The organism is Oceanihabitans sp. IOP_32 (genome assembly GCF_009498295.1).
GTDB lineage: Bacteria > Bacteroidota > Bacteroidia > Flavobacteriales > Flavobacteriaceae > Wocania > Wocania indica.
This window is the reverse complement of sequence record NZ_CP040813.1, coordinates 2,280,793-2,294,439: the sequence shown is the minus strand read 5'-3', so window position 1 is coordinate 2,294,439 and position 13,647 is coordinate 2,280,793. Positions and strand designations below refer to the sequence as shown.

The 13,647-nt window shown below is 37.4% G+C and carries 10 protein-coding genes and 2 tRNA genes; all 12 read right to left on the bottom strand.

The features are described 5' to 3' along the window. Window positions 1–146: 146 nt before the first annotated feature. The 12 genes from FEZ18_RS09515 to FEZ18_RS09460 all read right to left on the bottom strand — a co-directional run bounded on the left by FEZ18_RS09515 (window position 147) and on the right by FEZ18_RS09460 (window position 13,507). Window positions 147–464, bottom strand: coding sequence for a DUF3467 domain-containing protein (locus tag FEZ18_RS09515; protein ID WP_153268087.1), 318 nt, complete (start codon window positions 462–464; stop codon window positions 147–149). A gap of 166 nt (window positions 465–630) precedes the next feature. Further along, window positions 631–4,932 (bottom strand): DNA-directed RNA polymerase subunit beta', encoded by a 4,302-nt coding sequence (rpoC, locus tag FEZ18_RS09510; protein ID WP_153268086.1) that lies wholly within the window; start codon window positions 4,930–4,932, stop codon window positions 631–633. 83 nt (window positions 4,933–5,015) lie between these two features. Continuing rightward, a complete protein-coding gene (rpoB, locus tag FEZ18_RS09505; RefSeq protein WP_153268085.1) occupies window positions 5,016–8,828 on the bottom strand; it encodes a DNA-directed RNA polymerase subunit beta in 3,813 nt (1,270 codons plus the stop codon). 122 nt (window positions 8,829–8,950) lie between these two features. Continuing rightward, window positions 8,951–9,325: a 50S ribosomal protein L7/L12 gene (gene rplL / locus FEZ18_RS09500; RefSeq protein ID WP_153268084.1), complete on the bottom strand. Its 375-nt coding sequence runs from the start codon at window positions 9,323–9,325 to the stop codon at window positions 8,951–8,953. 61 nt (window positions 9,326–9,386) lie between these two features. Then, window positions 9,387–9,908, bottom strand: a complete 522-nt coding sequence (gene rplJ, locus FEZ18_RS09495; RefSeq protein WP_153268083.1) for a 50S ribosomal protein L10 — start codon at window positions 9,906–9,908, stop codon at window positions 9,387–9,389. Between the two features lie 20 nt (window positions 9,909–9,928). Then, the gene (gene rplA, locus FEZ18_RS09490) at window positions 9,929–10,618 is read right to left on the bottom strand and encodes a 50S ribosomal protein L1 (protein WP_153268082.1); all 690 of its coding nucleotides are present in this window, start codon (window positions 10,616–10,618) and stop codon (window positions 9,929–9,931) included. A 20-nt stretch (window positions 10,619–10,638) separates the two neighbouring features. After that, entirely contained in the window at window positions 10,639–11,076 is a 438-nt protein-coding gene (gene rplK, locus FEZ18_RS09485; protein WP_153268081.1) for a 50S ribosomal protein L11, read from the bottom strand. Between the two features lie 69 nt (window positions 11,077–11,145). Next, window positions 11,146–11,700, bottom strand: a complete 555-nt coding sequence (gene nusG, locus FEZ18_RS09480; RefSeq protein ID WP_153268080.1) for a transcription termination/antitermination protein NusG — start codon at window positions 11,698–11,700, stop codon at window positions 11,146–11,148. Between the two features lie 18 nt (window positions 11,701–11,718). Beyond that, complete coding sequence (gene secE / locus FEZ18_RS09475) at window positions 11,719–11,913, bottom strand: preprotein translocase subunit SecE (RefSeq protein ID WP_153268079.1); 195 nt, start codon at window positions 11,911–11,913, stop codon at window positions 11,719–11,721. Window positions 11,914–12,003: 90 nt separating this feature from the next. Next, a tRNA-Trp gene (locus FEZ18_RS09470) sits at window positions 12,004–12,076 on the bottom strand. A 116-nt stretch (window positions 12,077–12,192) separates the two neighbouring features. Continuing rightward, on the bottom strand, window positions 12,193–13,380 hold the full coding sequence (tuf, locus tag FEZ18_RS09465; protein ID WP_153268078.1) for an elongation factor Tu: 1,188 nt from the start codon (window positions 13,378–13,380) through the stop codon (window positions 12,193–12,195). A gap of 55 nt (window positions 13,381–13,435) precedes the next feature. After that, a tRNA-Thr gene (locus FEZ18_RS09460) sits at window positions 13,436–13,507 on the bottom strand. Window positions 13,508–13,647 lie beyond the last annotated feature (140 nt).

The following is a 13,647-nucleotide window of genomic DNA, read 5'->3' as shown; positions in this document are numbered from 1 at the left end:
TAAGATCCTCGATTGATGACAATTTGACAGCTCGATTCCTCCGAAATAAAAACCATTATCACCAATGCTTTAGTTTTATGTCTTAAATCGCAAAGTCCGGCAATCGAAATTTAGTTTCCACAATATTCATGTTAGAACCAGTTTTTTTAGGCTTGACCAGTAGGTCCAAAATTTAAAGGCATTGGCGGTTGCTCATAATCCTTTATTTCGCCGTGAGTAGATTCAAATCTAGCTACGTTATCGTTTAAAGCTTTTAGCAAACGTTTAGCATGCTGTGGTGTTAAAATAATTCTTGATTTTACTTTACTTTTGGGAACGCCAGGCATAATGCTCACAAAATCGACTACAAACTCGGATATTGAGTGATTTATAATAGCTAAATTAGAGTATATACCTTCTGCAACAGCCTCATCCAATTCGATATTAATCTGTCCCTGTTTTTGTTTCTCTTTTTCGTCTGCCATTGTAATTTAGTTTATGTACTTCCACGAAAGTGAAAGACTTATTAATAATATATCGTTGTTTAAATAAAAAAGCCTTCAAGTAATCTACATGAAGGCTTTTTGTTAGTTTCTATTTATCATAGAACTCTTATTTATGAGATTCCCGCCTTCGCGGGAATACCAAATATTAGTTATAGTTTAATTCTTTTTTTACTTGCATCATTTCATCAAATTCCTCTTTAGAACCTACAATAATATCCGCATAATCACGCATACCTGTACCTGCTGGAATTCTATGACCAACAATTACATTTTCTTTAAGTCCTTCTAAGGCATCTACTTTTCCTGCTACAGCGGCCTCGTTTAAAACTTTAGTAGTTTCTTGGAACGACGCTGCAGAAATAAATGATTTTGTTTGGAGCGATGCTCTAGTAATACCTTGTAGTATAGGTGTTGCTGTAGCTGGTTGTACATCTCTAGCGACTACAAGATTTTTATCTTCTCTTCGTAAAATAGAATTTTCGTCTCTTAACTCTCTTGGCGAAACGACTTGTCCCGCTTTTAAGTTTGTAGAGTCTCCAGCATCTTCAATCACTTTCATACCAAAAATCTCATCATTTTCTTTAATGAAATCTGATTTATGAACCAATTGATCTTCTAAGAACATGGTATCACCAGAGTCAATAATTCTAACCTTACGCATCATTTGTCTTACAACAACCTCGAAGTGCTTATCGTTAATTTTCACGCCCTGTAAACGATATACTTCTTGTACTTCGTTAACTAGATATTGTTGTACCGCAGAAGGGCCTTTTATATTTAAAATATCGTTTGGCGTGATAGATCCATCTGATAAAGGCATACCTGCTTTTACAAAATCATTTTCTTGAACCAGAATCTGACTCGATAATTTAATTAAGTATTTCTTAATATCTCCGGTTTTAGACTCTACTATAATCTCACGGTTTCCTCGTTTAATTTTTCCGAAAGATACCACACCATCAATAGCACTTACAACTGCTGGATTTGAAGGGTTACGCGCTTCGAAAAGCTCTGTTACACGTGGTAAACCTCCAGTAATATCACCAGATCTAGCAGATTTACGAGGTATTTTTACTAAAATTTTACCAATTATAATATCCTCACCATCATCAATCATAATATGTGCTCCAACTGGTAAGTTATACGAACGAATCACGGCCCCTTTAGCATCTTCAATATGAAGTGTAGGTATGAGCTTCTTATTTCGAGATTCGGATATTACTTTCTCTTGGAAACCAGTTTGCTCATCAATTTCTACTTGGTAGGTTACCCCTTGTTCAATATTTTCATAGCGCACCTTACCAGCGAATTCTGATATAATAACACCGTTATAAGGATCCCAAGAACAAACCACATCGCCTTTACTTAGTGTGTCGCCATTTTTAATGTATATGGTAGAACCGTAAGGGATATTGTTGGTACTTAAAACAATACCTGTTTTCTTATCTACAAGCTTAATTTCTGAAGTACGAGAAATAACAATATCGATGTCGTTTCCTTCTGTATCTTTACCTTTAACTGTTTTTAAATCTTCAATTTCGGCAATACCGTCGAATTTTACAGCTAATTTATTATCTTCTGAAATGCTTCCTGCAATACCACCTACGTGGAAAGTACGTAATGTTAACTGAGTTCCTGGCTCTCCAATAGATTGTGCTGCCACAACCCCTACGGCTTCACCGCGTTGCACCATTTTACCAGTTGCTAGGTTACGACCGTAACATTTAGCACAAATACCTTTTAAAGCCTCACAAGTTAATGCCGAACGTACTTCTATAGCATCAATTGGAGAAGCCTCAATAGACTTGGCGATATCGTCTTCAATGAGTTCACCAGCAGAGACTAATAATTCGTCTGTTAACGGATCATAAACATCGTTTAAAGATACACGTCCTACAATTCTTTCTTGTAAGGTCTCAACAACTTCATCATTCTTTTTTAGCGCTTCAACTTCAACACCTCTTAAAGTGCCACAATCTTCAGAATTCACAATAACATCTTGAGAGACATCCACTAAACGACGTGTTAAATAACCAGCATCGGCAGTTTTAAGAGCGGTATCTGCAAGACCTTTACGGGCACCGTGAGTAGAAATAAAGTACTCTAAAATAGAAAGACCTTCTTTAAAGTTAGAAAGAATTGGATTTTCAATAATTTCTCCACCACCAGCACTGGTCTTTTTTGGTTTAGCCATTAAACCACGCATACCTGTTAGCTGACGAATTTGTTCTTTCGATCCACGAGCTCCAGAATCTAACATCATATACACCGAGTTAAACCCTTGTTGGTCTTCTCGAATTCGTTTCATAGAAAGTTCTGTTAACTCGGCATTGGTAGAGGTCCAAATATCAATAACCTGGTTATAACGCTCGTTATTGGTTATAAGTCCCATGTTGTAGTTACCGGTAATACCATCAACTAATCCGTTAGCCTTATCAATCATGTTTTGCTTTTCTGGTGGAATAATAATATCCCCTAAGCTAAATGATAGTCCGCCCTGGAATGCAAATTTAAATCCTAAGGTTCTAATAGCATCTAAGAAATCTGCGGTTTCTGGAACCGAAGTGTACTTCAAAATATTACCAATAATATCTCTTAAAGATTTTTTGGTAAGGACCTCATTAATATATCCAGCAGCTTCTGGTACATGTTGGTTAAATAACACACGCCCTACTGTAGTTTCTATAATTGCTGGTGCTAATTTTCCATCAGCATTAATATCGATGGTTCTTACTTTAATACCAGCATTTAAATCGACTTTTTTCTCGTTGTAAGCAATAATTACTTCTTCTGGAGAATAGAACGTCAATCCTTCACCTTTAACTGGAACCTCCGGTGTAGACTTGCGTAACTTAGTCATGTAATAAAGCCCCAATACCATATCTTGTGATGGTACCGTTACTGGAGATCCATTAGCTGGATTTAATATATTATGAGATGCCAACATTAATAATTGACATTCTAAAATAGCTTCTGGACCAAGAGGTAAATGTACTGCCATTTGATCACCATCAAAATCGGCGTTAAATGCTGTACATACTAATGGGTGTAATTGTATCGCTTTTCCTTCAATTAATTTTGGTTGGAAAGCTTGAATACCGAGTCTGTGTAATGTAGGTGCACGGTTTAAAAGGATTGGATGTCCTTTTAAAACATTCTCTAAAATATCCCAAACTACAGGTTCTCTTTTATCTATAATTTTCTTTGCAGATTTTACAGTTTTTACAATACCTCTTTCAATTAGTTTTCTAATGACAAAAGGTTTGTATAATTCGGCTGCCATATCTTTAGGGATACCACATTCGAACAACCTTAATTCTGGTCCCACAACAATTACAGAACGCGCAGAATAATCGACACGCTTACCTAGTAAGTTTTGACGAAAACGCCCTTGCTTACCTTTCAAGGAGTCGGATAAGGATTTTAGCGGTCTGTTAGAATCTGTTTTTACAGCCGAAGATTTACGTGTGTTATCAAGTAACGAATCTACAGATTCTTGTAACATACGTTTCTCGTTACGTAAAATAACTTCAGGAGCTTTAATCTCCACCAGTCTCTTTAAACGATTATTTCGAATAATTACACGACGGTATAAATCGTTTAAATCTGAAGTCGCAAAACGACCACCATCTAACGGTACCAATGGACGTAATTCTGGCGGAATAATAGGAATCACTTTTAGAATCATCCATTCTGGAAGATTTTCTCGATTTTTATTTGAATCGCGCAACGCACCAACAACCTGTAAGCGTTTTAAAGCTTCTGTTTTACGTTGTTTAGAAGTTTCTGTATTGGCTTTATGACGCAACTCGTAAGACAGTGCTTCTAAGTCAATTCTAGCCAAAAGATCGATTAAACACTCGGCTCCCATTTTTGCAATAAACTTATTAGGGTCGGTGTCTTCTAGATATTGATTATCTTGAGGAAGAGTTTCAAGAATATTTAAGTATTCTTCTTCGGTAAGGAAATCCAATTTTTGTAATGGCTCACCTTCTTCATTTTTAGCATTTCCAGGTTGTATTACCACATACCGTTCGTAGTAGATAATCATATCTAACTTCTTAGACGGTAAGCCTAATAAATACCCAATTTTGTTTGGTAAAGAACGGAAATACCAAATATGAGCTACAGGAACAACTAAGTCGATATGCCCCACACGGTCGCGACGAACTTTCTTTTCGGTTACTTCTACACCACAGCGGTCGCAAACAATACCTTTGTAACGAATTCTTTTATATTTTCCACAAGCACATTCGTAATCCTTAACAGGGCCAAATATACGCTCGCAAAACAAACCATCTCTCTCTGGTTTGTGCGTTCGATAATTAATAGTTTCTGGTTTTAAAACTTCACCTCTTGATTCTGCTAAAATAGATTCTGGTGAGGCTAAACCAATAGAGATTTGGTTAAATCTCTTTACAGTATACTTATCTTGTTTTTTTGCCATTTTCTTAAGTTTTCAGTCTTGGTCTCAACGTTCAGAGCGTCGATTAAACTAAATTCTGAACGTTGCGACTGCCAACTATTTTTTTACTCCTCTAATCTGATATCCAACGCTAAACCTTTCAATTCGTGCATAAGTACGTTGAAGGATTCTGGTAATCCTGGATCTGGCATTGGTTCGCCTTTTACAATTGCTTCGTAAGTTTTGGCTCTTCCAATGACATCATCAGATTTCACAGTTAGAATTTCACGTAAGGTACTTGATGCGCCATAAGCCTCAAGTGCCCAAACTTCCATCTCACCAAAACGCTGTCCACCAAATTGTGCTTTACCACCAAGCGGTTGCTGTGTAATTAATGAGTAAGGTCCAATAGAACGCGCGTGCATCTTATCGTCTACCATATGCCCTAGTTTAAGCATATAAATCACCCCAACAGTTGCTGGTTGATCGAAACGCTGTCCGGTTCCTCCATCGTACAGGTACGTATGCCCGTATCTTGGAATTCCAGCTTTATCGGTTAGTTCGTTAATTTGATCAATCTCCGCCCCATCAAAAATTGGTGTTGCATAAGTTTGACCTAATTTCTGACCAGCCCAACCCAAAACGGTTTCGTAAATCTGACCAATATTCATACGGGATGGTACCCCAAGTGGATTTAGAACAATATCAACAGGTGTTCCATCTTCTAAGAAAGGCATGTCTTCTTGACGTACAATACGTGCAACAATACCTTTGTTACCGTGGCGACCCGCCATCTTATCACCAACTTTTAGTTTACGCTTTTTAGCAATATAAACTTTGGCAAGTTTTATAATTCCCGATGGTAACTCATCGCCTACAGAAATAGTAAACTTCTCACGACGTAAAGCCCCTTGTAGGTCGTTTTCTTTAATTTTATAGTTGTGTATTAAATCGGCAACAAGCTTATTAGTATAGTCATCGGTTGTCCATTTTCCAGATACTAAATGTGCGTAATCATCGACGGCATTTAACATTTTAAGTGTGAATTTTTTACCCTTTGGTAATACTTCTTCACCTAAATCATTAAAAATACCTTGCGCCGTTTTGCCATTTACAATAGCGAAAAGCTTTTCGATTAAAACGGCTTTTAATTCATCAAACTTAGCATCGTAACGACCTTCTAATTGCAGAATATCGTCTTTATCTTGCGCTCTTTTGCGTTTGTCTTTAACGGCTTTTGAAAATAATTTCTTTTCAATAACTACACCGTGTAATGACGGTGAAGCCTTTAAAGAAGCATCTTTAACGTCGCCTGCTTTATCACCAAATATAGCACGTAGTAATTTTTCTTCAGGTGTTGGATCTGATTCTCCTTTAGGTGTAATTTTACCTATTAAGATATCACCAGGTTTTACCTCGGCTCCAACGCGAATCATACCGTACTCATCTAGGTCTTTTGTCGCCTCTTCTGAAACATTAGGAATATCGTTTGTTAGTTCTTCGTTACCTAATTTAGTATCTCTTACTTCTAACGAATACTCGTCGATATGAATAGAAGTGAAAATATCTTCACGTACAACCTTCTCTGAAATTACAATGGCATCCTCGAAATTGTATCCTTTCCATGGCATGAAGGCCACTTTCATATTTCTACCTAAAGCTAATTCGCCTTTTTGTGTAGCATAACCTTCACAAAGCACCTGACCTTTAGTTACTTTATCACCTTTAACCACAATTGGTTTCAGGTTTATAGTGGTTCCTTGATTGGTTTTTCTAAATTTAACCAATTTATAGGTTTTGGTATCACTATCAAAACTTACCTTAGCTTCATCTTCGGTTCTTTCGTATTGTATTTTAATTTCGTTAGCATCAACATACAACACTACACCATTACCTTCAGCATTTATTAATACACGTGAATCTGATGCCACTTGGCGCTCTAAGCCCGTACCCACAATTGGAGCATCTACTCGCAACAACGGTACCGCCTGACGCATCATGTTAGATCCCATCAAGGCTCTATTCGCATCATCGTGCTCCAAGAATGGAATTAACGACGCCGAGATCGATGAAATTTGATTTGGTGCAACATCTGTATAGTGCAATTCTTCTGGTTCGATAACAGGGAAATCGCCTTCCATTCTAGCAATAACCTTATCGTGCGAAATCTTCCCATCATGATCTACCTTAACTGTAGCTTGTGCGATTAATTTATCTTCTTCTTCTTCTGCACTCAAGTACACTGGGGCATTTTTAATATCTACAACCCCATCGGTTACTTTTCGATAAGGTGTTTCAATAAAGCCCATACTATTCACTTTAGCGAATACGGATAGTGACGAGATCAAACCAATATTTGGTCCCTCTGGCGTTTCAATAGGACATAAACGACCGTAATGTGTGTAATGCACATCACGAACTTCGAAACCTGCTCTTTCACGAGATAACCCACCTGGTCCAAGAGCAGACAAACGACGCTTGTGCGTAATTTCGGCAAGTGGATTGGTTTGGTCCATAAACTGAGACAGTTGGTTAGTCCCAAAGAACGAATTAATAACAGACGATAGCGTCTTAGCATTAATTAAATCTATTGGCGTAAACACCTCATTATCACGAACGTTCATACGTTCGCGAATAGTTCTCGCCATACGTGATAAACCAACGCCAAACTGAGATGATAACTGTTCACCAACAGTACGTACACGACGGTTTGATAGGTGATCGATATCATCAATCTCTGCTTTAGAATTGATTAACTCAATTAAATATTTTATGATGGTTATAATATCTTCTTTGGTAAGCACTTGCTTGTCCATTCCAATATCTAAACCTAACTTTTTATTCATTCTGTAACGACCTACTTCACCTAAAGAGTAACGTTGATCACTAAAGAATAATTTGTCTATAATACCACGTGCTGTCTCTTCATCTGGCGGCTCGGCATTACGTAGTTGTCTATAAATATGTTCAACAGCCTCTTTCTCAGAGTTTGTTGGATCTTTTTGCAGGGTGTTATGGATAATAGCATAATCGCCTTGCTCTGAAGTTTCTTTGTGTAAAAGCACGGTTTTTACTTCGGCTTCAAGAATTTCTTCAATATTTTCTTTGTCTAGAACAATATCACGGTCAAGCACAATTTCGTTACGCTCAATAGACACCACCTCTCCAGTGTCTTCATCTACAAAATCTTCGTGCCACGTATTAAGCACACGTGCTGCTAATTTACGTCCTAAATATTTCTTTAAGCCTGTTTTTGAAACTTTCACCTCTTCTGCGAGATCAAAGATTTCAAGAATATCTTTATCACGTTCAAAGCCAATAGCTCTAAACAATGTTGTTACAGGTAATTTTTTCTTTCTATCGATATAGGCATACATCACTTGATTGATGTCTGTCGCAAATTCAATCCAAGAGCCTTTAAAAGGAATTACTCTTGCAGAATATAATTTCGTACCATTGGCATGAAAAGACTGCCCGAAAAACACACCAGGAGAACGGTGTAATTGAGATACAACAACGCGTTCGGCACCATTTATGCAGAATGTACCAGAAGGTGTCATGTACGGGATAGTACCTAAATATACATCTTGAACAATAGTTTCGAAATCCTCATGTTCAGGGTCTGTACAATATAATTTTAGCCTCGCTTTAAGCGGAACGCTATACGTAAGTCCACGCTCAATACACTCTTCTATAGCATATCTAGGTGGATCTACAAAGTAATCCAAAAATTCTAGTACGAATTGATTACGTGAATCTGTGATTGGAAAGTTTTCCATGAAGGTATTGTAGAGCCCTTCATCACCTCTTTCTTCTGATTTCGTTTCTAACTGGAAAAAATCCTGGAAGGATTTTATCTGAATATCCAAGAAATCTGGATATTCTGTTCTATTTACAATAGATGAGAAATTTAATCTTTCAGCTTGTGTTGATAACATCAATGGACGGAATTATGATTAAAAAAATAGTGTTGGCGTATGTACTCGCTATATACGCAAAATGGTTTAGGCCTCGAAGACAATGCTCCAGACCTAAACCTTAGTGTTATTGAGGGTATGGCTTACTTAAGCTCAACCTCTGCTCCTGCCTCTTCTAACTGAGATTTTAACGCTTCAGCTTCGTCTTTACTAACTGCTTCTTTAACTGCACTTGGTGCATCGTCAACTAAACCTTTAGCTTCTTTTAAACCTAAACCTGTTAATTCTTTAACTAATTTTACAACTGCTAACTTAGAACCGCCAGCCGCTTTTAAAATTACGTCAAATTCAGTTTGAGCTTCTTCAGCTTCACCACCACCAGCAGGACCAGCAACAGCAACTGCAGCAGCAGCAGCAGGCTCGATACCATACTCGTCTTTTAATATAGTTGCTAACTCATTTACTTCTTTTACAGTAAGGTTAACTAATTGTTCTGCGAAATCTTTTAAATCTGCCATTTTTCTATCGTTTTAATAATTTTGTAATAATATATTTGTAATTAGTGCGTACTTGTTAATACTATCCTTCTTTTTCAGATAGTGTCTTAATTAGACCAGCAATAGTTGATCCACCCGATTTAAGTGCAGATACAACGTTTTTAGCAGGCGATTGTAATAAACCAACAATCTCTCCAATTAATTCTTCCTTAGACTTAATATCAACTAACATATCTAGTTGATCGTCACCTAAATAAACTGCTTCCTCAATAAACGCGCCCTTTAATAACGGTCTATCAGTCTTCTTACGAAAGTTTTTAATTAACTTCGCAGGGGCATTACCAGTTTCAGAATACATTACTGATGTATTTCCTTTTAATACAGACGGAAGGTCTCCAAAGTCACGCTCTGAAGCTTCCATTGCTTTTTCAAGTAATGTGTTTTTAACAACTGCCATTTGCACGTTTGCTTTAAAGGCAGCACGACGCAAATTCGAGGTATCTCCAGCATTTAATCCTGAAATATCTGTTAAATAGATATTTGAGTTATTAGCTAATTCTGCAGTTAATTCCTCAATTACTTGTGATTTTTCTTCTCTTGTCATAATTTAAAGTTTTAACTTAATTAACCAATTTTAGGATCAATAGCTAAACTCGGACTCATTGTAGAGGACATAAAAATGCTCTTTACATAAACACCCTTAGCTGTTGTCGGTTTTAGTTTAATTAACGTGGTTAATAATTCATTTGCATTACCTGCAATTTTTTCGGGACTAAACGATGCTTTACCTATGGCTGCGTGCACGATACCAGTTTTATCAACTTTAAAGTCAATTTTACCAGCTTTTACTTCACTTACAGCTTTAGCTACATCCATAGTAACCGTTCCAGTTTTTGGGTTAGGCATTAAACCACGAGGGCCTAATATACGACCTAAAGGTCCTAACTTACCCATAACACTAGGCATGGTAACAATAACATCAACGTCTGTCCATCCACCCTTAATTTTATCAAGGTATTCATCTAGACCTACATAATCTGCTCCGGCCTCTTTAGCCTCTGCTTCTTTATCTGGTGTTACTAATGCTAAAACTTTCATATCTTTACCAGTACCGTGCGGTAGTGAAACCACCCCTCTAACCATCTGGTTGGCTTTACGCGGATCTACTCCTAAACGTACCGCTAACTCGATAGATGAGTCAAACTTTGTATTGGTAATCTCTTTTATCAAAGAAGACGCTTCATCAATAGAATACAATCTTCCTTTTTCAATTTTTGCTAAAGCTTCTTTTTGCTTTTTTGTTAATCTTGCCATTTTATAATGTCTTTAATAGATTAAGAAGGAAATTTTCCTGTTACAGATATTCCCATCGACCTTGCTGTACCGGCTACCATAGTCATAGCAGACTCTATAGTAAATGTGTTTAAATCTACCATTTTGTCTTCTGCGATGGCTTTTACCTGATCCCAAGTCACTTTAGCTACTTTCTTTCGGTTTGGCTCTCCAGAACCCTTCTTCACTTTAGCAGCTTCCATTAATTGAACTGCCGCTGGTGGAGTTTTTATTACAAAGTCGAACGATTTGTCTTTGTAAACAGAGATAACTACAGGTAAAACCTTACCTGATTTATCTTGAGTTCTGGCATTGAATTGCTTACAGAACTCCATGATGTTAACACCTGCAGCTCCTAAAGCGGGTCCAACCGGTGGCGAAGGATTCGCAGCACCTCCCCGAACTTGTAACTTAACTACTTTACTTAATTCTTTTGCCATTTTTAATAATTTAATTTTTGATGGTCTCTCTGTGGAAGCAAAAGACACATCTAACTTTACGTAACATTATTATATTTTTTCGACTTGCATATAACTTAATTCTAATGGTGTTTTTCTTCCAAAAATCTTTACCATTACTTCAAGCTTACGCTTTTCTTCGTTTATATTTTCAACTATACCGTCAAATCCATTAAACGGTCCGTCTATCACTTTAACAGTTTCTCCTTTGGTATAAGGAATGGGCACACTGGCCGTTTCATCTACCGTTAACTCGTCTACTTTACCTAACATACGATTTACCTCAGACTGCCTTAACGGCACTGGATCTCCACCTTTTGTTTCTCCCAAAAAACCAATTACATTAGTAACAGATCTTATAATATGAGGTACTTCTCCGGTTAAATTCGCCTGTACCATGATATAACCCGGAAAGAACACTTTTTCTTTATGGATTTTTTTACCATTACGCACTTGCACCACTCTTTCTGTAGGTACTAATACTTGATCGACATAATCCTGTAAACCTAAACGTGCTATTTCGTTTTCTATGTAAGTTTTTATTTTATTTTCTTGACCGCTAACAGCTCTAACCACGTACCATTTCTTTTCACTCTCTTCAGACATAAATTTTGTGTTTAATCGTTATGAAATCCAATCGAAATAAGTTGTAATCACACTGCTAAAAACTGTATCTATTCCCCAAATAGCCAAGGAGAATATAATTGAAAATACTGCAACCAAAATAGTCAAATTCTGACCCTCGGCCCAAGTCGGCCAAGTCACATTGTTTTTTAACTCTCCAAACGATTCCTTTACGTAATTTACAATTCCAGCCATTTATTCTAATTCTTTATTTGCACGGTTTGAGCAACTCTCCTTCGACTTTGCTCAGGATAACTTTTTCGGCTCGTGTATACCTAAATTTTGCACGGGTTGAGAGACTCGAACTCACGACACCTGGTTTTGGAGACCAGTGCTCTACCAACTGAGCTAAACCCGTATTTAAGAATAACCATTCTTACATCAAGAATATGTTAAACTTTTAAAAAGATGTCAAAAGGCATCGCGTGAATCACGCGACACCTTGACTCTTATTTATAAGACTTATACTATTTATTAGTCTAAAATTTCAGTTACCTGACCAGCACCAACTGTTCTACCACCTTCACGGATAGCGAAACGTAAACCTACGTTCATTGCAATTGGTTGGATTAACTCAACTGTGATCGTTAAGTTGTCTCCTGGCATAACCATTTCAATACCATCTGGAAGTGCAATATTTCCAGTTACATCAGTTGTACGTACGTAGAACTGTGGACGGTAGTTGTTATGGAATGGTGTGTGACGACCACCTTCTTCTTTCTTAAGGATATAAACCTCAGCTTTAAACTTAGCGTGTGGTGTTACAGAACCTGGCTTAACAATTACCATACCTCTTGAGATTTGAGATTTCTCAATACCTCTTAATAAGATACCAGCATTATCACCAGCTTCACCTCTATCTAAAATCTGACGGAACATTTCAATTCCAGTGATTGTAGAAGTTAATTTCTCTGCACCCATACCAATAATCTCTACAGGATCTCCGGTGTTAGCGATACCAGTTTCAATACGACCAGTAGCTACAGTACCACGTCCAGTAATAGAGAATACATCTTCGATTGGCATTAAGAACGGCTTTTCTGTATCACGTACAGGCTCGTCAATCCAAGTATCAACAGCTTCCATTAATTCTAATAAAGCATCTACCCACTTTTGCTCACCGTTAAGTGCACCTAAAGCAGATCCAGCAATTACAGGACAATTATCACCATCATACTCATAGAATGATAATAAATCGCGGATTTCCATTTCAACTAGTTCTAATAACTCCTCGTCATCAACTAAGTCTACTTTGTTCATAAACACTACAATTTTAGGAATACCAACCTGGCGACCTAAAAGAATGTGCTCACGAGTTTGTGGCATAGGACCATCTGTAGCAGCAACTACTAAAATTGCTCCATCCATTTGCGCAGCACCAGTTACCATGTTCTTCACGTAATCGGCGTGACCAGGACAGTCAACGTGCGCGTAGTGACGATTTGCTGTTGCGTATTCAACGTGCGATGTATTAATTGTAATACCTCTTTCTTTTTCTTCTGGAGCATTATCAATTGAATCAAATGATTGCGCTTCTGAATAACCTGCATCAGCTAATACTTTTGTAATAGCAGCAGTCGTGGTTGTTTTTCCGTGATCTACGTGTCCAATAGTACCTATATTAAGGTGCGGTTTTGAACGATCGAAAGTTGCCTTTGCCATGTTTATTTCTGTTTTAATCTATTTATATTAATACTTAATTCTTCTACTATAAATGAGCCAATGACGAGATTTGAACTCGTGACCTCTTCCTTACCAAGGAAACGCTCTACCCCTGAGCTACACCGGCGTAAAGTTTTTTCTCCCCTATCTTTCAACATGCCTTACTTTATTAAAGACAGATTTAAAAAGAAGAGACACCCACTTTCGTAAGTGTTTAGAGCGATAGACTGGGTTTGCTTCGACTACGCTCAGCACAAACTTCACACC